This is a genomic window from Paenibacillus sp. LK1 (assembly GCF_002750415.1).
Taxonomy (GTDB): domain Bacteria; phylum Bacillota; class Bacilli; order Paenibacillales; family Paenibacillaceae; genus Paenibacillus; species Paenibacillus taichungensis.
On record NZ_PEII01000009.1, the window covers coordinates 116,325 to 139,356 of the forward strand.

The 23,032-nt window shown below is 48.1% G+C and carries 14 protein-coding genes; 11 read left to right on the top strand and 3 right to left on the bottom strand.

Features of this window, described 5'->3' with window-relative positions:
- Positions 1 to 4: 4 nt before the first annotated feature.
- The 5 genes from CS562_RS20295 to dnaI all read left to right on the top strand — a co-directional run bounded on the left by CS562_RS20295 (position 5) and on the right by dnaI (position 11,858).
- Positions 5 to 3,112 carry an alpha-mannosidase gene (locus CS562_RS20295; RefSeq protein WP_099858049.1) on the top strand — a complete coding sequence of 1,036 codons (3,108 nt, stop codon included), beginning with the start codon at positions 5 to 7 and terminating at the stop codon, positions 3,110 to 3,112.
- A gap of 293 nt (positions 3,113 to 3,405) precedes the next feature.
- A complete protein-coding gene (locus tag CS562_RS20300; protein ID WP_099858050.1) occupies positions 3,406 to 4,725 on the top strand; it encodes a glycoside hydrolase family 125 protein in 1,320 nt (439 codons plus the stop codon).
- Positions 4,722 to 7,895, top strand: coding sequence for a beta-galactosidase (locus tag CS562_RS20305; RefSeq protein WP_099858051.1), 3,174 nt, complete (start codon positions 4,722 to 4,724; stop codon positions 7,893 to 7,895). The genes CS562_RS20300 and CS562_RS20305 overlap by 4 nt, the downstream gene beginning before the upstream one ends.
- A gap of 4 nt (positions 7,896 to 7,899) precedes the next feature.
- Positions 7,900 to 10,677, top strand: coding sequence for an alpha-mannosidase (locus tag CS562_RS20310; protein ID WP_099858052.1), 2,778 nt, complete (start codon positions 7,900 to 7,902; stop codon positions 10,675 to 10,677).
- A 230-nt stretch (positions 10,678 to 10,907) separates the two neighbouring features.
- A complete protein-coding gene (gene dnaI, locus CS562_RS20315) occupies positions 10,908 to 11,858 on the top strand; it encodes a primosomal protein DnaI (RefSeq protein ID WP_053783224.1) in 951 nt (316 codons plus the stop codon).
- A gap of 116 nt (positions 11,859 to 11,974) precedes the next feature.
- On the opposite strand, the gene CS562_RS20320 is transcribed toward dnaI, so the two are convergent.
- Entirely contained in the window at positions 11,975 to 12,130 is a 156-nt protein-coding gene (locus CS562_RS20320; protein WP_090810527.1) for a YqzM family protein, read from the bottom strand.
- A 263-nt stretch (positions 12,131 to 12,393) separates the two neighbouring features.
- Here CS562_RS20320 and trxA point away from each other — a divergent pair, with 263 nt between their 5' ends.
- Both trxA and uvrC read left to right on the top strand, forming a co-directional pair.
- Complete coding sequence (gene trxA / locus CS562_RS20325; RefSeq protein ID WP_036605788.1) at positions 12,394 to 12,711, top strand: thioredoxin; 318 nt, start codon at positions 12,394 to 12,396, stop codon at positions 12,709 to 12,711.
- A gap of 315 nt (positions 12,712 to 13,026) precedes the next feature.
- Entirely contained in the window at positions 13,027 to 15,117 is a 2,091-nt protein-coding gene (uvrC, locus tag CS562_RS20330; RefSeq protein ID WP_099858053.1) for an excinuclease ABC subunit UvrC, read from the top strand.
- On the opposite strand, the gene CS562_RS20335 is transcribed toward uvrC, so the two are convergent.
- Positions 15,086 to 16,783, bottom strand: coding sequence for a CPBP family intramembrane glutamic endopeptidase (locus CS562_RS20335; protein ID WP_099858054.1), 1,698 nt, complete (start codon positions 16,781 to 16,783; stop codon positions 15,086 to 15,088). The genes uvrC and CS562_RS20335 overlap by 32 nt on opposite strands.
- A 475-nt stretch (positions 16,784 to 17,258) precedes the next feature.
- On the opposite strand from CS562_RS20335, the gene CS562_RS20340 reads away from it, so the two are divergent.
- Positions 17,259 to 18,593 (top strand): TrkH family potassium uptake protein, encoded by a 1,335-nt coding sequence (locus tag CS562_RS20340; RefSeq protein WP_373561757.1) that lies wholly within the window; start codon positions 17,259 to 17,261, stop codon positions 18,591 to 18,593.
- A 17-nt stretch (positions 18,594 to 18,610) separates the two neighbouring features.
- Entirely contained in the window at positions 18,611 to 19,282 is a 672-nt protein-coding gene (locus CS562_RS20345) for a potassium channel family protein (RefSeq protein ID WP_076290888.1), read from the top strand.
- Positions 19,283 to 19,337: 55 nt separating this feature from the next.
- Here CS562_RS20345 and CS562_RS20350 read toward each other — a convergent pair whose 3' ends face one another.
- Positions 19,338 to 20,261, bottom strand: a complete 924-nt coding sequence (locus tag CS562_RS20350) for a LysR family transcriptional regulator (protein WP_076290887.1) — start codon at positions 20,259 to 20,261, stop codon at positions 19,338 to 19,340.
- A 312-nt stretch (positions 20,262 to 20,573) separates the two neighbouring features.
- On the opposite strand from CS562_RS20350, the gene CS562_RS20355 reads away from it, so the two are divergent.
- Positions 20,574 to 21,242 carry a succinate dehydrogenase cytochrome b558 subunit gene (locus CS562_RS20355; RefSeq protein WP_076290972.1) on the top strand — a complete coding sequence of 223 codons (669 nt, stop codon included), beginning with the start codon at positions 20,574 to 20,576 and terminating at the stop codon, positions 21,240 to 21,242.
- 43 nt (positions 21,243 to 21,285) lie between these two features.
- Positions 21,286 to 23,028 carry a succinate dehydrogenase flavoprotein subunit gene (gene sdhA / locus CS562_RS20360; RefSeq protein WP_076290886.1) on the top strand — a complete coding sequence of 581 codons (1,743 nt, stop codon included), beginning with the start codon at positions 21,286 to 21,288 and terminating at the stop codon, positions 23,026 to 23,028.
- The last annotated feature ends 4 nt before the right edge of the window (positions 23,029 to 23,032 follow it).

Below are 23,032 nucleotides of genomic sequence, written 5' to 3' on the forward strand. Positions count from 1 at the left end.
GGAAATGGAACGCATCAGACGATTTATTCGCGAGTTGTCCGAACGTCAGTGGTTGGAGCAAATGGAGCTGCGCAGCTGGGACATCAGCCGCGCTTATTATAAAGTGCCAGGGCAATATGAAGATCAGAAGGCTTATCCAGAAGGAGAGGGGTTGAATCGTTTCCCAAGTGATCAGGGAACGACCTATTTCTTCCGGACACGGTTGGATGTACCTGCCTCCTGGCAGAAAGAACCTTACGGACTTGTATTTGAATCCGGTGGGGAAGGCTTGCTTCGGGTGAATGGACACTCTTATCAGGGGCTGGATCGTAATCATACGTATGTAACACTTGACCCTTCACGAGTAGGGGCTCAGCCTGAACTTGAGATTGAGTTATTCGATCCGGTACCCGAGCCTGTAGATCCACTGAACCAACAAGCGGTTATTCAGCCGCCGATTACATCGATTAGCAGTTTGCTGGTGCGACCGAATGAACCTGTTCGCAGTCTGATGTACACGGTCACGATTGTGCGTGATTCCGCGGTGCTGCTGCCGGAAAGTGATTTCCGTCGTGTACGCCTGCTGGAAGCGATCTATCGGGCAATGGATCAATTTGTTGGCCTGACAGAAGAGGCTGTCAAGCAGGGGAATGACATCCACAGTATCGAAGAAAGATTGATCCATGAAGTGCGAGAGATTGGTGGAAACGCCGAAGGCTTGGAGCATATGGTGGGGCAATCGCACATTGATATTGCCTGGCTGTGGCCTGTACGTGAGACGGTGCGCAAGACCAGTCGTACATTCTCCACGGTGGATGCACTCATGAATGAATACCCGGATTATGTTTATTCCCAGAGCCAGCCTTTGCTGTACGCTTTTCTGAAGGAACATGATCCCGAACTGTATGAACGGGTAAAGAAACGCATTGCGGAAGGACGCTGGGAACTGGTTGGAGGTATGTGGGTTGAGCCGGATCTGAACATTCCGAGCGGGGAATCCCTGATTCGTCAGATGTTATATGGTCAACGCTTCTATATGGAGGAGTTCGGCAAAACATCACAGATTGAATGGCTGCCAGATACATTTGGTTATTGTGCTTCCCTGCCTCAAATTTTGAAGCATGGCAATGTGGAGTACTTCATGACGACCAAGCTCGGATGGAATGATACGAACGTATTTCCACATGATCTTTTCCACTGGGTAGGCATTGATGGTACGTCCATCCTGTCTTATCTCAATCATGGTGTTAACGAGCATACGCTGCCGAAGGATATTCATGATCATTGGCAGTCATACCGCGAGAAGGCGGCGCATCCTGAGCATATGCTTCTGTACGGGCATGGCGATGGTGGCGGCGGCGTGACGCGAGAGATGTTGGAGTACGTGGACCGTTCCGAGTTGATGGTGGGCCAACCGAAGAATGGTTATAGTACCGCCGGAGCCTTTTTTGAAGGAATCGAGAAGGCACAGCCTGATCTTCCGAAGTGGCATGGCGACTTGTATCTGGAGCTTCACCGGGGTACCTATACGACCCATGGCCGCAATAAGCGCAACAATCGGAAGGCTGAGGTGCTTTATCGCGAAGCGGAGCTCTGGAACACACTTGCCCTACCGGATATGGAGCCGCAGCAGGATGCTGAAGTACGTTCGGCGCTGCATGATGGATGGAAGCTGATTTTGCTGAATCAATTCCATGATATTATCCCTGGTTCGGCCATAACAGAATCCTATGTAACGTCGGATGAGGAGTATATTCGGGTATTCGAATTGGGTAGAGAAGGACTGAATCAAGGTGTAGCTGCATTAACGAGGGGAATTAATACGCAGGGGCCAGAGGGTTCTGTTCCTTATGTTGTTTTCAACAGCCTTGGTTGGAATCGAAGTGAAGTCGTTCAACTTCATTTCCACGATGAATTGGATCGTTACGTCATCGATGAAGAAGGTCAGCGTTTGCGCATGGATCGGGAAGATGGCCAAATTTCGGTTCTAGTGACGGATATTCCAGCGTTTGGTCATAAGACGATTTGGCTCGTACCGGAAAATGCAAGGGAAACAAATGTACGGGAAATGGCGAGCATTGCTGGGCAAAAGAACTTTACAGATACATGGGAAACCGAGTATTACCATGTTCAGTTTAACGAGCTTGGCGAGATATCCCGCTTGTGGGACAAGACAGCAGAACGCGAGATTCTGAAGCCAGGTGAACGCGGCAATCAATTTCACTTTTTCCATGACCGTCCGACGCTCTGGGATGCCTGGGATATCGACAGCCGTTATGAGGCTCAGGTTGCTGGAGAAGTGGAGCTCTTGGAGAAAAAACTGGTTTTGGCAGGTACTACGAAGGACGTACTTCGTTTTCAGTGGAAGCTTCATCAGTCTGTGATTACACAGGATATGGTGTTCTATCATGACAATCGACGGATCGATTTCAAAACCCATGTAAGCTGGAATGAAGATCATAAATTGCTCAAAGTGGGCTTCCCGATCGATATAGTGACTTCCAAAGCAACCTATGAAATTCCATTTGGTGCATTGGAGCGTCCAACTCATCGCAACACGAGTTGGGAGCAGGCTCAGTATGAAGTGTGCGGACACCGCTTCGCAGATGTCGCCGAGCACGGATATGGCGTCAGTCTGCTCAATGATTGCAAATATGGATACGACGTACAGGGAAGCACGATTCGCCTTTCCTTGTTGCGTGCACCGAGATGGCCTGACCGGACTGCGGATATTGGAGAACATGATTTCACTTATTCCCTGTATCCACATGAAGGCGACTGGAGAAGTGCACATACAGTACGTCAGGCAGCCGAATTGAACCATGAAGTGCCTGTGCATCAGGTGGACCAGAACGCAGGCGTACGCCCGGCAACTGGAGCATGGATTGAATTCGATAGCAGCCATGTCATCTTGGATACGGTCAAACCGGCAGAGGCAGGAAACGGTATAGTGCTCCGTTTCTATGAGTCTTCGGGCACACGTGAACGTGTGACGCTGCAATGGCCGCATGCATTTGAGCAAGCTTATCTCTCCAATGCATTGGAAGAAGCAGGCGAGCCTTTGGATAGCACCAATGGTCAGATTGCATTATCTTTTAAACCTTACGAAATAAAAACCGTGCTACTACGGTAAACCTTTTTGAAATATTTTTGAGCTATGTAAGATGAATTAAAACATGTACACGATAACGGAGAGTGCAGAACCAGATGAAGAAACGGAGTGTTCGCCTAAAAGCTTTCTGAAAGAAAGCTGCATCGGAAGCATACGCTATCCCCGGATTTTCCCTTTGGAGAAGGGAACCAAAAAAATCTGGGGATAACAGCGATCGGATGATGGTACTGCAATCGTAGTGTCCTAGTGTACAGTTAATGGGTTTATCTTGCTACAGCTACACCATTCAATTTGTTTAAGGAGTGCACTCATTCATGGAACAATTCAGACTACCCAAAATACCGATGCCAACTGTTGCATTGCCACAAGCCGTACAGGCTGTAATGGAAGAAGCAGAGCAGAAGCTGGCGCATCGACCGAAGCTGCTTCAACTATTCAAGAACTGTTTCCCGAATACGATTGAAACAACCACGAAATTAATGGACGACGGCACGACCTTTGTCATCACTGGCGATATTCCAGCTTCCTGGCTGCGTGATTCCGTGGAGCAAGTGGTGCATTACATTCCATTTGCCAAGGAAGATCAAGACCTACAACGCATTATTGGCGGTCTGATCAAGCGGCATATCCAGTACGTTCATATTGATCCATATGCCAACGCCTTCAACGAGACAGCAAATGATTGGCACTGGAACACCACCGACGTGACCGAGATGTCACCTTGGGTGTGGGAGCGCAAATTCGAGATTGATTCTTTGTGCTTTGTTGTGCGTCTCGCTTATTTATATTGGAAAGAAACTGAACTGACGGATATTTTCGATTCCAGCTTCAAAGCCGCCATGCGCAAAATCGTGGATTTGTTCCGGGTGGAGCAGCATCACATGGAGCAATCACCATACAGCTTTACCCGCAATAACGGCATTGCTACGGATTCAATCCGCAATAACGGACGAGGCATGCCCGTCAATTACACAGGCATGATCTGGTCCGGTTTCCGTTCCAGTGATGATGCGTGTGATTTCCATTACAACATTCCAGGCAATATGTTTGCCGTCGTTGCCCTGCGTCAGATGCAGGAGTTCGCGGAGTGGGTATTCCGGGATATGGAGTTCCTGCAGGAGCTTAAGGATCTGGAAGCGGAAGTAGATCATGGTATTCAGCTGTACGGTATTTACCGCCATCCTGAATTTGGCCCGATCTATGCTTATGAGACGGATGGTTTTGGCAACTACTGCCTGATGGATGATGCGGGTACACCGGGACTGATGTCCATTCCTTATCTTGGTTACGTCACAGCGGATGATCCGATCTATCAGAATACGAGACGTTTTGCGCTCAGCAAAGAGAATCCGTTCTATTATGAAGGCAAAGTTGCCAAAGGAATCGGCAGCCCGCATACACCGCCGGATTACATCTGGCATATGGGTCTGTCCATGCAAGGATTGACGGCCCAGTCTGCTGAAGAGAAGCTCGAAATCATTCGGATGCTGGAAGCAACGGATGCGGATACAGGATATATGCATGAAGGTTTCCATGCCGATGATCCGACGATTTTTACGAGAAAATGGTTTGCTTGGTCCAACAGCCTGTTCTCCCAGTTGGTCTATAAATCCATGAAGGATGGTTTGCTATGAGTAGCGCACAGGTGAAGAGAACCAAGTTGATTATTTTCTCTGATCCAACGTTTCCAGTGGAGGGTACTTTGCCAACGCAAGGTGCTCTTGATTCATGGAAAGCATCGGAAGAGATCATCGTTGTGGGCGCGGATGAATTGGCTTCGGCTTTGAGCACAGCGGCAGGTGAAGGGTGTTTCGTGAACCTGCATGCGCCTTATTTTCCAAAATCCGCTTGGACCGCAATTGCAGCTTTTCTTCATCAGGGCGGAAGTCTGATCAGCATTGGTGGCGCACCATTCAAACGTCCTGTTCGTCAGGAGAATGGGGCATGGATTTCCGAGTCGGAACAAACGGCGTATCATCAGGAACTTTATATTCATGAGGCGTTAAAGGTATCCGCAGCCAAAGTGGATTCACTAACTTCCTCAGAAGATATTCCACTTCTTGCAGGCAAAGAGGGACTGTTCGAGAGTGCGGATACATGGAATCTGGTACCTCATACAACCAAAACAAGCGATTTGCCACATCAGATGGGTTCCTCAGGTCCGATGAGCACGCAGATTTCTCCGCTGCTTCGCGGCCGTAGCAAGGATGGTCGCAGCATTGCTGCCCCAATCGTATTATGGGAAAACTCCCGCAGTACGTTTGCCGGTTCGCGCTGGCTGTTTGTGCATCTGCCTTTGACGGCTGCCTTCTGGGAACAGAACGGAGCAGCCGAAATGGTGAACTGGGCGCAGTATTGCGCCAAAGGTGTAACCGAGCTATCTCTGAAGCCGAACTATGCTTCGTATGAATTGGGTGAACGAGCTTCACTGATCCTCCAAACCCAAATTCTACAGCGTGCGGGTAGCAGAAGAAGTGAGCCGGAACTTTGGACGTTTGATTTAACCGTTGAACGGGAAGATCGCACAAACGGCACGGTAGAGAAGGTATGGAATCATCAACTGGAGATGGAACTTTCCGGCGAACAGCGTTTTGAACGTATTCTTCTTCCGTTTTCAATCGAGAGCGGGCTGTATCGAATCGTCGGTCGTGTTCAGGCACCGGATGGAGAAGTTCGCATACTGCGGCAGGGCTTCTGGGGTCAGGACGCAGCGTTGTTGGCAGAAGGGGAAGTCATCACACGCAGCAGAGATTATTTTATCAAAGACGGTCGTCCATTGCCTGTGGTTGGTATGACTTACATGACCTCAGACGTGGCACGGAAATTCCTGTTCCTTCCCAATGCGGATGTGTGGGATCGGGATATGGCACAGATGGCGGCAGCCGGCATTAACTGGATTCGGACCGGAATCTGGACTGCCTATCGCAACATGATGCAGGTGGATGGTCACATGTCCGAGGATGTACTGCGTGCTATTGATGCGTTCCTGTTAACGGCAAAACGGCATGGTCTTCAAGTGACGTTTACCTTTTTCTCCTTTACACCCGAGACGTGGGAAGGAACAAATCCATATTTGGACCCGCAGAGTGTAGATGCACAGAAACGATTCATTCGCAGCATTGTTAGTCGTCACAGACATTCCACACATGTGGACTGGGACTTGATTAATGAACCGTCGATGTTTGATCCTGTGCGCATATTCTCCGATGGGCCACGTTCGGCAAGAGATTCATATGAACAGCAGGCGTTTATCGAGTGGCTTCAGCAGCGGCATCAGACGATTGAAGCGTTGCAGGAGGCATGGAACATGTCACCTAAAAAGCTCCCTGACTTTACCGCTGCAGTCATTCCTGAACCGGAAGAGATCAATTTCGATGTACAGGACATGCACAAGGCTAAAAAAGGAACACGCTGGCTTGATTACTGTCTCTTCTCGATGGAGATGCATAATGTTTGGGCGAGAGAGCTTGTAGGCACGATCAAGGATCTTGTTCCCCATCATTTGGTTACCGTGGGGCAGGATGAAGCTCTGGGAGCACAGCGTCCTTCACCGTTCTTCTATGAGCGGGAAGTGGATTATACAACCGTGCATTCCTGGTGGCTCAACGATGACCTGATCTGGGACGGCATTTTCGCCAAAACACCACATAAACCTAATCTCATTCAGGAGACAGGCATCATGTATGTGGAAACTCCGGATGGACGGGCCAAACGTACAGAGGAAGAGCTTCATAGCATTCTGGAGCGCAAATACGCTTATGCCTTCTCAACAGGCGGAGCCGGAGCTGTGCAATGGATATGGAATACGAACTTTTATATGGATAATGCCAATGAATCTCATATTGGAGCGCTGAGAGCGGACGGTACAGAAAAACCTGAAGCCGATGTGTCTTACGATTTTGGCCGATTCATGGAGCAGATTCGAGACCTGTTTACCGATCGCGAGCTGGAGGAAATTGCGGTGGTCTTCCCGTATTCCAACGATTTCTCGAACCGTTCCCTGGCCTACGATGCAACCACAAAATTGACACGTGTGATGGCTTATGAACTGAAGCAGCCATTCCGTGCTGTATCCGAGTATCATCTGGAAGCATTGAAGCAGCAACCTCCGAAGTTGATCATGGTTCCGAGCCCGCACAACATGGACAGCGATGCCTTAAGCGAGCTATTGAACTTCGCGGAGAATGAAGGAGCTACGCTGCTTATTACTGGCCCGCTCGGGTTGGATGCTTATTGGAAGAGAAGTGATCGGGCAGACCATCTTGTTGGCCAGCGCAGTCTGGGCAACGTACAACGAGAAGAAATGCTGAATATTAACGGTGTGAATCACCGCGTCACGTATGGTCGTCGCCGTATTGCCGAGGTGGCGAAGGAAACGTTGCTTCATGCGGAGAATCATACACCTGATGAAGTAGTCGTACTACCATTAGGCAAAGGCAAGTTGATCTGGAGCCCGCTGCCGCTGGAGCTGAACGGCCGGGATGAGCCGCTGGCTGACCTGTATCGATATGCGTCAGAAGTGGCTGGTATTGAAAATGAACTGGAATGGATATCTGGCGGTGATCTGGCAGGGATTTATGGCCGGAAGCTGAGCTTCCCGAAAGGCAATCTGTACGTATTTGTATCGGAGTTCGCTTTGAATCATGAGGTGAAAGTCAGAGATACACGTACGGGAGCCATATATACGTTCCTGTTGGAGAAAAATCGCTCCGTGCTGTTTGCCACAGATGCTGCCGGACAGCTGCAAGCCGTATATCGTCCGGATGAAGTAGAGATTGTACAACAAGAGGTAGAGGGGGAATAATACAATGACCAAACCAACAAGCAAATCGAAAAGAGCGCATATTATTTCTCACACGCACTGGGATCGGGAATGGTATTTGCCGTATGAGAAACATCATATGCGATTGGTGCAACTGGTGGATGCCTTGCTGGATCAGCTCGATCAGGGGCCGGATTTTAAAAGCTTCTACCTGGACGGCCAGACGATCATCATCGATGACTATCTTCAGGTTAGACCGGAGCAGAAGGAACGGTTAGAGAAGCATATTCGCGATGGGCGGATTGTCATTGGGCCTTGGTATATTTTGCAGGATGCCTTCCTGACCAGTGGTGAAGCGAACGTACGTAATATGCAGGTTGGACATCGTGATGCCAAACGATACGGAACACCTTCAAAGATCGGATACTTCCCAGATACGTTCGGACTTGTAGGACAGACACCGCAGCTTATGCTGCAATCGGGCATCGATAATGTCTTTTTCGGGCGAGGCGTGAAGCCAACGGGCTTCAACAACATGGTGTCTGACGATGGATACGAATCCAGTTTCTCAGAGCTGATGTGGGAAGGTCCGGATGGATCTAAAGTGCTCGGTGTTTTATTTGCCAACTGGTACTCTAACGGGAATGAAGTTCCGGTGGACGAAGCTTCAGCTCGCAAGTTCTGGGAAACCAAGCTGGCTGACGCGGAGAAATATGCATCGACCAATGAATTGCTGTACATGAATGGATGTGATCACCAGCCGATTCAGAAGGATCTGCCTGAAGCCATCCGTATGGCTGAACAATTGTATCCCGATATCGAGTTTGTTCACTCCAACTTCCCGGACTATCTGTCAGCGTTGAAAGCATCTGCGGTTCAGGAGCTGTCTGTTGTAAAAGGAGAGCTGCGCAGCCAGCGTACCGATGGCTGGGGCACTTTGGTGAACACAGCTTCCGCACGCGTTTATCTGAAACAGATGAACCAACTGGGCCAATCCATGTTGGAAAAGGTGGCTGAGCCCCTGGCTTCGTTCGCGCATCTGCTAGGTCATCCATATCCGCATGATCAGTTTACCTATGCGTGGAAAACGTTGATGCAGAATCATCCGCATGACAGCATCTGTGGCTGTAGCGTAGACGAGGTGCATCGCGAGATGGTCACCCGGTTTGATAAGAGCCGTCATGTGGCTGAGGCCCTGATTGAGGATAGCACCAGCCAAATCGCTGCAGCTGTGGATACTTCAACATTTGAACGATATGGTGAGGAAGCGCGGCCTGTGGTTGTGTTTAACACTTCGGGATGGGAGCGCAGCGGTGTAGTTCAGATTGAACTGGATGCGGCCCGATTGTACTTCCGTGATGGTTTCTCATTGGAAGATATGGCAGCCAAAATGAACGCCATTGACCTGTCAGGTCGTATTTTGGTGGATGAAGAAGGCAAACCAGTTCCGTGTACGGTAGAGGATCTGGGTCTGCAATTCGGCTATGATCTGCCTGATGATCGATTCCGTCAGCCATATAGCTGCCGTCGGGTCAGCATTACGTTTGAAGCAGAGAATGTGCCTGCACTTGGCCTGAAGACGTATGCTTTGGTCCGCATGGACAGCAATGCTGCGAATTCAAATACACTGCTGCGTGGTGAACGTGGCATGGAAAATGAATATTTTATCGTAAATATTGCAGACAATGGATCTTTTGCACTCACAGATAAACGGACAGGCCGGACGTATAAAGATCTTGGCGTGTATGAAAATGTCGGTGATATCGGCAATGAGTACATGTTCAAGCAACCGGAGAATGAAGTGGCATTGACTACGAAGGATCTTCGGGCAGAAATTCGGGTTATTGAAGATGCGCCTTACAGAGCTTCGTACGAAATTGTTCATCATTGGGAAATTCCTGAATCCGCTGACGAATCGCTTGATCGTGAGCAGCGGGAACTGATTTATTATCCACATCGTAAAGCTCAACGTTCCAAACAAATGGTTACGCTCAAGATCCGAACCATTGTGTCGTTAAGCCGCAGTGGAAAAGGCATCAAGCTCGAAACAACTTTCAACAATCAGGCGAAGGATCATCGGGTGCGGGCACTCTTCCCGACGGATCTGACATCGGCTGTTCATCACGTTGACTCGATGTTCGAAATTGCTACTCGCGATAATACGCCTGCACCGGAATGGCAGAATCCGAGCAATACCCAGCATCAGCAAAGTTTTGTTGATGTAAGCGAGGATCAGGTTGGGTTGGTTGTAGCCAATCTCGGTTTGAATGAATATGAGGTTCTTGAGGATGGGCGGAATACGATTGCCGTGACACTGCTTCGTGCCGTGGGAGAGCTTGGAGACTGGGGATTGTTCCCTACACCGGAAGCTCAGTGTCTCGGTGAGCATTCCTTCCAGATGGAGATTATCCCTCATGACGGGAACGGAGCAACCTCCGGAGCATACATTGAAGCTTACCAGTTCCAGATTCCATGGACTTTGGCTCAGACGAACGTACATCCGGGATTCCTGACGCCAAGCAACACACCTTTTGAGTGGCAAGGGGAAGGTCTTGCGTTTTCTTCACTGAAGGTGAACGAGGATTCGGGTGATCTGATGTTGCGTTGGTATAATATGGGGTCGAATACAACTGAGCTGAAGTTTGCTGCTTCTGAGTCCATCCCGCAAGCATTGGAAGATGCATATCAGAGCAACATTCTGGAAGAAGAGACAGGCAAACTGAATGATTCGGTGGTAAATGAATCTTCCGCTGCCTTGGCTAGCAAAGAATGGGCTCTTCAAGCGGGACCTTGTGAGATTGTTACGGTGGGGTTGCGTCGCTAATTTTCCAAGCGTGATTGGATCGATTTTTTGTGTAGTGTCTAACCGAAGTTCTGCGTACTGTCATGGAATGGATAATGCTTTTTCCAGCTGAAAATGTTGAGTTATTCCTCAAGTTTATATAGAATGAACAGTAGAATTATAAGCGATCGAAGGTTACCCTGCCATCATGATGGTCATCGTAAAATTCAATTGTTCATTCTATATTGAAACTATTAAGGGGGCTTGAAGCCATGGAATCCTTGGGAGGACTGCTTCAGCAGCTGAATCCTTCCTTTCGTGAACAGTCGCGGCGGATTGCGGCGGAATTGATGGAAGATCCGTACGTACGCGAATTCCGCGCAGGTCATCCTGAACTGAAAGATGCACAGCTTATTACCGATCTGAGCAAGCTGTATCAGTATGCCAAAGATTCGAAGAACTGTGCGAACTGTCCGGGGCTCGACAACTGTCCTAACGATTTCCAGGGTCACTTTTGCAAACTGGAAGTAGAGCATTTTAACGGTAAACCCGAAATTATAGATAAAAAAGCACCTTGTTCCAAGCATATCGCCCGGCAAAATGAGCATGTTATCAAGCAAAGAATCCGCAGTTTCTATGTGGACGAGCGTGCGCTCAATGCAGGATATAACGATGTGGAAATTATGGGCAAGGATCGGATGCGTGCTCCGGCGGTGAACCAGGTTCTGCGTTATATTAACGACACCAAGGAGAATGGATTGTCTCCGCAAGGACTGTTTTTGGAAGGATCATTTGGAACGGGCAAGACGTTTCTGATGTGTTATCTGCTGCATGAACTCGCGGTTGTGGGCCACACAGGTGTTATTATCTACATGCCTGATTTTGTGGAGGATCTGAAATCCATGATCAGTGAAGGAAACAAGCTGAAGGAAACGACGGATATTTTGAAAAGCTGTGATCTGCTCATTTTTGATGATATTGGGGCAGAAAATCTGAACCCATGGGTTCGGGATCATGTGATGGGTTCCATTCTGAACTACCGTATGAATCGCAAACCTACATTTTACACGTCCAACTACAACTTGGATGGGCTGGAGAAACATCTTAGCTTCACCAGTAGGGACGGCGAGGAAATGAACAAAGGCCAGCGTTTGATGGACCGGATTCGTCCGTTTGTTGATGTCATCTCGGTTCGGGGTGAGAATCAGCGGGGCAAACGTTAATTTCTACTTATGTTACCGATCTGATCTATTTTTTACTCCTATAGTCCCAAAAAAAGCCTGGCTTTCGCATTGTCGCGAAAACCGGGCTTTTCTGGCCTGCGTGCAGCCTGAAGATCCTATTCGGTGATAAATTTGAAAATCACCATTCCGAAAAAGATAACCGTCATCAGGCCGGCCATGCCAGCAACACCCGCAATCAGATCAAACAGATCGTTACGGGGTTCCTCGTTCACATGTTCACGCGGGTCGTTGATCCGCACATTTGCATCCATGGTATTGCCTCCTTATGGGGATAACAGCTTGCCCTTACAGGTAGCTGAAGCCCGGAGTAATTTTAGTATACTTGGAAAAGAAAGCGTTTGTAAAGATTTTGCAGCGAACCTGCAAGTTCTTCAATTGTGAAGATTTGATGTTGGGAAGATGAACATTGATGCGTTCATTTCACAACATTAGAGTACCTGTGTTATACTGGAAGTGTCGTTCACGACGTTACAGGTTAAAATAAACCGTAAGTATATATAAGGAGGACAATTTCATGGCTATTGTTAACGTATCCGATCAATCCTTCAACGCTGAAGTCGAAGGCGAAGGAACGGTTCTTGTTGATTTCTGGGCGCCTTGGTGCGGTCCTTGTAAAATGCTCGCTCCAATCCTGGAAGAGCTGTCCACCGAAGTTGGCGATGCAGTGAAAATTGCTAAAGTCAATGTGGACGAAAATCCGGAATCCGCTTCCCGCTTCGGCGTAATGAGCATTCCAACATTGATCTTCTTCAAAGATGGTCAACCGGTTGATAAAGTGGTTGGTCTGAACTCGAAAGATGCTCTCAAAGGAATTATCGAAAAACACCAATAATTAACCAAGATTTCACATACGCCTCCGGTTATGCGCCGGGGGCGTTTTGCGTCGAATACTTTCATATAGGACAATATAAGATATAATTATTTTTACACGATAATGTAGAGTGTAGAGCAATCTTTAGAAGCGCAGCGCTTGTATTTATCCTAAGACTTCTTTTTCCTTATATATTAATGGAACTAATTATTTACACAGTAGCGGAGAGGACAAAAAAACTGGGGATAACAGCGATTGGAAGAAGGTACTGCAATCGGAGTGGTACAGTGTAACCTTTTATTTATACTTTTTTCGGGAAGGAGGACCCACCGAATTATGGATGAATTCATTACTAACGTGCAGGAGCAAGAGAAGGCATTGGAGCAGATCCGCCACAAGCTGGCTTTGCTGCCTGACATGTCCGGCTGTTACCTGATGAAAAACAGTGAAGGTACCATTATCTATGTAGGTAAAGCCAAAGTGTTGAAGAATCGCGTAAGATCATATTTTATCGGCAGTCATAATGGGAAGACACAGCGCCTGGTGTCCGAAATCCGTGATTTCGAATATATCGTTACCGGCAGCAATATGGAAGCACTCATTCTGGAGTGTAACCTGATTAAGAAACATATGCCGCGGTATAACGTGTTGCTCAAGGATGATAAGACATTTCCTTACCTTAAAATTACGAATGAAAAGCATCCCCGACTCGAAGTGACCCGGCGGGTGCTCAAAGATAAAGCCAAATACTTCGGACCTTATCCGAATTCATATGCGGCACACCAAACGAAAAAGCTGCTTGACCGGATGTATCCGTTACGCAAATGCGGCGTGATGCCGAAGGAAGTATGCCTGTATTATCATATGGGACAGTGCCTCGCTCCCTGTGTGCAAGAAGTGGGCAAAGAGCAGTATGATGAGATCTCCCAGGAGATCAGTTCATTTTTGAGTGGCGGGCATGAGGAGATCAAAAAGGATTTACAGCGCAAAATGCAGGAAGCGGCTGAGGATCTGTATTTTGAACGTGCCAAGGAACTTCGGGATCAGGTCATTGCCATTGATGCGATGATGGAAAAACAGAAAATTACGATGGCGGATGCCAGAGACCGCGATGTTTTTGGTTTTGCCATTGATAAAGGCTGGATGTGTGTCCAGATTCTATATATGCGTCAGGGGAAAATGATCGAACGACACGTATCAACGTTCCCGTTTTACGGTGAGGCATACAGTGACTTTATGTCTTACGTGACCCAGTATTACAGTGATAATCCAGCGTTGCCACAGGAGATCTTACTTCCGGAAATGCCAAAAGATCTGGCAGCGGGTGACGGTGGTGCGGATGATATATCCGATGCTGATGGAGCGGTACCTGCGGCGGTGACAATCGAGCCAGAAGAGACAACGCGATTGACGCAAGATTCTGGGGTTGAGCTACGTGTTGCCGAGTCCCGTGCATCTTATGGTGATATCCAACCCGAAGCAGAAGCGGAAGAAGCTGCGATGGCTAACCAAGACGACGCTGTTGCTCAGGAAGATGTATCGGCTGATAAACAGCCTCCAGGCTTCGAAGACCCTTCTCAGGTCGCAGCAGCATTGCAGGAATGGCTGGAAATTAAAGTCCACATTCCGCAGCGTGGATTGAAACGCCAGATGATCACCATGGCCGTGGATAACGCACGTGTGGCCCTGGAAGAGAAGTTCCGCCTGATTGAGCGGAATGAAGAACGGACATCCAAAGCTGCTGAAGGACTGGGACGTTTTATTGGACTGGATCAGCTTCACCGTATTGAAGCGTTTGATAACTCGAACATCCAGGGTACGAACCCGGTATCCGCCATGATTGTATTTACCGATGGTAAACCGGATAAGAAGGAATATCGGAAGTACAAGGTCCGTTCGGTTGAAGGACCGGATGATTATGAAACGATGCGAGAAGTTATCCGTCGCCGTTACGAGCGGGTATTGAAGGAAAATCTGACCCAGCCTGACCTGATTGTGGTCGATGGTGGTAAAGGACAGATCTCGGCTGCGGTCGATATTTTGGAGAATGAATTGGGGCTGTTTATTCCGGTATGTGGCCTGGTAAAGGATGCGAAGCACAAGACCTCACAATTGATGATCGGCAACCCGCCGGAAGTCATCTCCTTGCCGCGTGACAGTCAGGAGTTCTACCTGTTGCAGCGGATTCAAGAAGAGGTCCACCGTTTTGCGATTTCGTTCCACCGCGAGCAGCGTGGGAAATCGATGGTGACCTCCCGTCTGGACGCCATTCCGGGTATCGGCGAAAAGCGGCGCAAGCTGCTGCTGAAGCATTTTGGCTCTTTACGCAAAATAAAAGAGGCCAGCGTCGAAGACTTCCGGCCTCTATCTATTGGTGACAAGCTTGCGAATCAGATTATTGCAGCACTTCGTGATGAGGAGTCGTGACATACGGCTTCTCTTTTTGTTGTGGATTCATCTTATAGATGACATAACCAACGATGGCCGGAAGCACAATCCAGAAGAGTCCTGCGGAAATGTTCAGTGCATCACCCATGAAGATCAGGCTTAGGCCCATCAACAGGCTGTCAAAGATAACATGTGCGAATACAACGGCGATGAAACCGTGGCGCAGCATGATCAGACTGAACAAAAGTCCGATGACAGTAAGCTCAATTGGACGTGTGATGACCGGATAGATTGGGTACAGGGTGTGTCCCAGAGCCCAAATTAATGTTGGGATAAGGCAAGCAATGAACGTATTGCGTACAACCTTCTGCATCATGCGAATTCCGAACAGACGATAGACCGTTTCCTCACCGATCCCGGCCATCCAGGCCATAATCGGGAAGATCCAGGCATAACTCATGTTGTATGTGGACTGGTCAGCCGATGTTGTTGACCAGCTTCCAATACTGCGCTCCAGAATAAAGAACAGTACGGATTGCACACCCAGCAGAATCAACGCCCATAAGTATCCTGTATACATACTGTGCAGGACATATTTGCCGTATCCGGGTTCTTTGGCTCGAGGCCAAGGATTCAGACCGATTTTGCGCCACATGCCGTCACCGGCAACGAGCGACAGATAGATGGTTGCACTCATGACTAGCGTAATCCCAGCTTGCATCACCATCAGGAAGGTCAGCATAAAGTTAGACAGCCCCTGCGCCTGAAAGAGCGGAATCATGTTCAGTGTGCCAATCACGGAAGCTGCAAAGTATACCAGAGACAGAACGATTCCGCGTTTGAATGACGTGTGTGCTCTCGTCAGAATACTGTAGATGATCGCGAGCACGCCAAGCACAAAGGTCAGGAAAGCATAACCGCCATAAGTCATCCAGTTGGCTTGCCGAGTCTGATTTTGTACATAGTCGGTATGGGAGGTAGGAACCGAGAAGACCGATTCGAAGGAGCGAACGGCTCCGTTTTCAAACGTAAAATTCAGTTCCAGCTTGGAATCTCCAATTTGCTTTTCGTTATCCGTGTATTGCAGCCCCGCTTCTTCTTCACGGGTGTCCAGTTGAAGTTTCGGTACATTATACCCGAATTCGCCAAGTACGCCAGCGGCAAGCTGCTCTTTTTCCTTTAGGGAAAGGTTATCTTCAGCTAAACGTTGGGCAGCATTTACTTTGCTTTTGTCCTGCTCAGCCTCAATGGATGCATACAGGGAGGACGGCAGTTCGCGCTTGAAACCGACAACTTTTCCTGTTCTCATATGTACGTCAACATTCAAATAACCGCCTTTGTCCTGATCGGGCAAACGAACGCGGTACACATCGTAAGGATAGGTAGTTTCCCATTTCTTGTTATAGGTTTCTAACTGTTTGGTTTTGGCCATATACCCATAGATGTCGGAATGGGTTTGGTACGTCACAAGCTCGTTTCCGGTATTTGACGGAAGGGTATAATCAGGTAGAGAAGCTGCAAAAGATCGTGCCGACTCCGCCGCTTTCTCCTTGCTTATGAAGGAAGTAGACTGGATATCAGTCGTTTGCGATGAGGTGGCAGGAAAGATTTGAAAAACGAAAAACAGAATCAGGCCAATCGCCGCAAGCAACCCTAAACGCTTGAAGTTAGCTTTGAGTACCAAAGGCTGCCCTAAGGGATTCATTTAATATTGTTCCTCCTTTATTAATATGGATATTAAAGTAAAGATAGCACAGCCCAAGCCCCGAATGCCAATGACGAAACGAGAAGTGGTGCAAATGCATGAAAACGAATGAAAATGATCGAAACAATCTGATCTATCCATCGCCATATCTGAGTTTTTCCCTTTTTGACGGAATTCGATGCTATTTACACAAAAATCGTTTTGTATACAAACGTCGCAGAGCTTATAATTTTGAATCAAATGTCCAATATTCCGCATGTCTTTAGGCTAACAAGGGAACGAATAGAATGTATAAAAGGTATTCCAACCTAATGTATATGTGTTACAGCGAAAATCATACATGTTTACACTCCGAAGTGAAGCTTTCCAAGTGCTTGGCTATTCCGTCAAGTCATGTGGAAAAGCGCTTCGGAGAAAGGCTCCACATCGTGGAGTCATTTTCTTTTTGGCAGAGGTGGATGATACTCAAGTGAAAATGAATGTTCAATGGATGCGTCTATCGCCACCCCGAATTCTGGTCCTAGGGTTCGCGGGTATTATATTGCTCGGGACACTTCTGTTGATGCTCCCGGCATCCAGTCGAAGCGGGGTCAGCCTTCCTTTTATTGACGCACTCTTCACTGCGACTTCCGCAGTCTGCGTAACAGGGCTGGTTGTGGTGGATACGGGTACTCATTTTTCGACGTTGGGTCAGATCATAATTGCAATCCTGATTCAAATTGGCGGCCTTGGCTTTATGACGATGTCGACACTGGTGGCGATTGCATTCAAACGGCGGATCTCTCTGCGTGAGCGGTTGATTTTGCAGGAAGCGATGAATCAGAGCACGATGGAGGGGATTGTCCGCCTTATTCGGAAAGTTGTGATCTACTCGCTCATATTGGAAGGCATATGTGGCACGTTGTTCGCCATTCGGTGGTCGTTTGATATGCCAATGGGGCAGGCCATCTATTATGGATATTGGCATGCCATCTCCATGTTCAACAATGCCGGGTTTGATATGTTCGGAGATTTCCGCAGCTTAACCGGGTATGTGTATGATCCGCTCGTGAATTTTACAGCCATGTTCTTGATTATTGCAGGAGGAATTGGTTTTGTCGTTTTGTCTGATCTGGTGGAGTATCGGAGGACGAAGAAGCTGTCGCTGCATTCCAAAGTGGTATTGCTGACAACAGGATTGTTAATCATATTTGGAGCTTTGGTTATATTTGTATTTGAATTCAGCAATCCCCGGACATTGGGTGGCCTGAACTGGGGTGGTAAAATTCTCGGTTCGTTCTTCCAGTCGGTTTCCCCAAGAACAGCAGGGGCGAATACGGTAGACATTGCTGGTCTGAGACAGGCAACGCAATTTTTCATCATTATATTAATGTTTATTGGTGCTTCCCCCGGTTCTACCGGAGGCGGTATTAAAACAACCACATTTATGATTATGGCCGGAGCTGTCTATGCCATGATGCGAGGACGGGAAGATATCGTCTTTTTCAGATATCGGCTCCTACAGGAACGCATTTTCAAAGCACTGACGATTACACTGCTTGCACTGTTGCTCATTATTGCCGTTACGATGGTGCTTAGTACGACGGAAGACAGCAGTTTTTTAATGATATTATTTGAGACAACATCCGCCTTCGGTACTGTAGGTTTATCTATGGGGCTTACACTGAAGCTGACCACGATCGGCAAGCTTTTGATCTGTTTCACGATGTTTGCAGGACGTCTTGGACCAATTACGCTCGCGTATGCACTCGGACAGAAAAAGGGTAAAGAGTTGTACAGGTATCCGGAAGGCAAAATGATTATTGGATAAGGGGTTCGTGAAGAACAATGAAAACACAGCAGTTTGCGGTAATTGGGCTTGGGCGCTTTGGCTCCAGTCTGGCACAGGAATTAATGGAGCTTGGTTATGAAGTGCTGGGTATCGATAAAAATGAAGAAGTCGTCGAAGACATGAGTGAATTGGTCACCCATGCCGTCGTCGCGGATTCAACGGATGAGGAAGTGCTGCGCTCCCTGGGCATCCGTAATTTTGACTGCTGTATCGTTGCCATCGGGGCTGATATCCAGACCAGTATTCTCACTGCTATTTTACTGAAGGAACTCGGCGTAAAAACAGTTGTGGCCAAAGCCATTTCAGTTCTTCATGGGCGGGCACTGGACAAGCTGGGGATCGATCGTGTTGTTTATCCTGAGCGTGATATGGGAATCCGGGTTGCCCATCAGCTCGTCACCCCAAATCTGCTGGATTATATCGAATTGTCCGATGATTACAGTATTGTGGAGATGAAGGTTCCGGCCTGTTTGCATAATAAAACGCTGTCCACTCTGAATGCTCGAGTACGCTTTGGTTGCAGCATTGTAGCGTTGCAAAAGGAAGCCGGGGTCATCATTGCCCCGACTGCACTGGACTCGCTTCAGATGGGTGATATCATGGTAATTATCGGCATGAATGACGACATTGACCGTTTTGAGGAAGAAGTGATCAGCCAAGAGAGCTAGAGCTGAGTCTATTAAATGAAAGCAGAGCGTTGAGCTCGGCTGATTGATATGAATGCTAAGGCGTCGTAGTCCTCCGTGAGGGCAGCGGCGCCTTTGCTGTAAAGAGCGCAGCCGTTTCTCTGACCCACTGTCTGGAGGTTTGGCTGAGGTCTTCCTTTTCCCCATAGATCATGCAGGTTGTTCGCCGGGTCTGTTGCAATTGCGGCAGATATACCGAGACGAGATCATTGTCCGCAAGCAACTGAGGGCGGAGATATGACTTGGGCAAAAGGGCTGCAGCTTTGCAGGTAGGCAGAAGACGGACAATCGCTTCAAAGGAGTCAATCTCCATGCGAATATCCGGCATCACGGCGCAGCGCTGGAACAGGTCGTCGGTTAATTTGCGATACCAGGTTCCTTTGGAGAACGTAATCATCGGCAGATCTTGCAAATGTTCCATTCCGGCTTCTTTACCCGATAGGGGATGCGTTAAGGGCACAACCAGCTCCAGATGATCATCAAAAAGTGGCACACAGTTTAGCCCGGCTTCACTTATAGAGGATGCAACGATGCCTACATCGGCTTTTTTATCCCGCACAAAAGAGACAATTTCATGCGTTTTCCCTGTCACCAGCTTGATTTCCGCATTCGGATGTTTCTGCATAAAGGCATTTACCAGCGGTGGCAATGTGGTTTGAAGCGTTGTCAGACTGGCTCCAAGCGTAATGGAGCTTTGTTCTTCGTCCTTGTACTGGGCCAGCATGGTCAGAAATTTTTGTTGCTGCTGTTTCTGCTCTACCGCGAAAGTATAGGCGAACTGGCCTACGCTGGTTAATTCAAGTCGTTTACCACGGCGATGAAAGAGCGCTACGCCGAGTTCATCCTCCAATTTGGAGATTTTGCGAGACAGCGCGGGCTGTGAAAGATTCAGCAATTTCGATGCACGGTTCAGACTGGACTGCTCTACAACCGCCGCAAAAGCGTTTAATTCCTCGAACATGAGCACTAACCTCTTTTCTAATGAACGTATGAACGTACTTTGCGTGAGGCATCTCCTTGTCAAATATTTCTTCATGTTGTATGGCCTGCACGACCGATGTTTATAACTTATACCTATAGGTTATAACATTTAATAATTATATTGCAATTCCCTTATAAGAAAAAAAGGAGTAACATGAATCGTGACACAAGTTGTTCACACCTGAAGAAAACGGAACAATTTGTCGAACCTTTCCTTGGGAAAGGTTTGTGTCATGATAAGCGAATTTTATTTATGAAAACGTTGTATTTAGCGAAAGGGGATCGACATTTTATGAAAGGGTTTTACTCCAGAAAGCTGCACTCCTTGCTTGGCGTCATTCCGCTCAGTCTGTTTTTCATTGAGCATATGGTGACGAACTTCTCGGCAGTTGAAGGCGGCAAAGAAGGCTTTAACGATGCAGTTGCATTTCTGAATGGCCTGCCGCTCGTAATTGTACTTGAAACGCTTCTCATCTGGTTGCCGCTGTTCTATCACGGAGTATATGGTTTGTACATTGCCTATCAGGCCAAGCCTAACGTGGGACGTTTTGGCAATGAGCGCAACTGGCGCTATACGTTGCAGCGCGTCAGCGGTGTCATTACGTTTGTGTTCGTCATCTGGCATATTTGGGAGACTCGTTTCCAGGTTGCGCTGGGGAATGTCACACACGAAGAGCTTGGCGGTGTCATACACGGCATCGTGATGAACCCGGTAACGTTTATTTTATATCTGATCAGTGTGGTTGCGGCATCCTATCACTTTGCCAACGGTTTGTGGTCGTTCCTGGTTAGCTGGGGAATTACCGTCGGTCCGCGTGCGCAGCGTGTATCTTCCTACATCTGCATGAGCTTGTTTGCTATTGTAGCTCTCATGTTTATTGCATCGCTGCTTGCTTTCCGGAGCATGGATTTCCAGGTAGCCACTTCTATGATTGACGCAGTTAAGACAGTTCTGATTTAAGCATTTGGACTTTAAATGCTGACTTATAAGGGAGTGAACAGCAATGGCATCATCTAATGTAATTATTGTGGGCGGAGGTCTCGCGGGATTGATGGCGGCGATCAAATCGGCTGAAGCCGGAGTCCATGTTCATTTATTTTCACTGGTTCCCGTCAAAAGATCCCACTCCGTATGTGCCCAAGGCGGTATCAACGGTGCGGTAAATACCAAGGGTGAGGGCGACTCTCCATGGGTACACTTTGACGATACAGTATACGGCGGTGACTTTTTGGCGAATCAGCCTCCAGTCAAAGCGATGTGTGAAGCAGCACCAGGCATCATTCACCTGATGGACCGGATGGGCGTAATGTTCAACCGGACACCGGAAGGTTTGCTCGATTTCCGCCGTTTCGGTGGAACGAAGCATCACCGTACGGCGTTTGCTGGTGCAACCACTGGACAACAATTGCTCTACGCGTTGGATGAGCAAGTACGTCGTTGGGAAGCAGCGGGTCTCGTTACGAAATATGAGAACTGGGAGTTCCTACAGGCTGTTGTGGATGACGAAGGCACCTGCCGCGGGATTGTAGCCCAGGATTTGAAAACGATGAAGGTACAAACGTTCCCGGCAGAAGCAGTTATTCTGGCGAGCGGCGGCCCTGGTATTATTTTCGGTAAAACAACCAACTCAGTTATCAATACAGGAACTGCCGCAAGTGCGGTGTATCAGCAAGGTGTAAATTACGCGAACGGTGAGTTCATTCAGATTCACCCGACTGCTATTCCGGGCGATGACAAACTGCGTCTGATGTCCGAATCGGCTCGTGGTGAAGGTGGACGGATCTGGACGTACAAAGACGGTAAGCCTTGGTACTTCCTCGAAGAAAAATATCCGTCATACGGTAACCTTGTTCCGCGTGATATCGCGACGCGTGAAATTTTCAGTGTCTGCGTGGATATGGGCCTCGGCGTGAACGGCGAGAACATGGTATATCTCGACTTGTCACACAAAGATCCGAAGGAGCTGGATGTGAAGCTCGGCGGAATCATTGAGATCTACGAGAAGTTCATGGGTGATGACCCGCGTAAAATCCCAATGAAAATTTTCCCGGCAGTCCATTATTCCATGGGCGGCATGTGGGTAGATTATAACCAAATGACCAACATTCCAGGACTGTTCGCAGCTGGTGAATGTGAATACCAATATCATGGTGCGAACCGTCTGGGTGCAAATTCCCTGGTATCGGCAATCTACGGTGGGATGGTGGCTGGACCGAAAGCAGTTGAATATATCAAAGGACTCAAAAAATCGTCCGCAGATATCAGTTCTTCCGTATTCGATGGTTATACCAAGCGCCAAACCGATAAATACGAAGGCATCCTAAATATGCAGGGCAATGAAAATGCATATGTCATTCATAAAGAGCTTGGCGAGTGGATGACAGCGAATATGACGGTGGTACGTTACAACGATAAGCTGGAAGCGACTATCGGCAAAATCAAGGAATTGAAAGAGCGTTACGGTAAAATCAACATGTACGACACTTCCGGTTGGAACAACCCGGGTGCAGCATTTACCCGTCAGCTGTGGAACATGCTTGAACTGGCAGAAGCGATGACTTTGGGCGCACTGCTGCGTAACGAAAGCCGTGGAGCGCATTACAAACCGGACTTCACCGAACGGAATGACGAAGAATTCCTGAAAACAACGATCGCAAGCTGGTCGAAGGAAGGTCCGAAAATTTCGTACGAGCCTGTAGACGTTTCCCTGATCCCACCACGGATCCGGGACTACTCGAAAGACTAAGTAA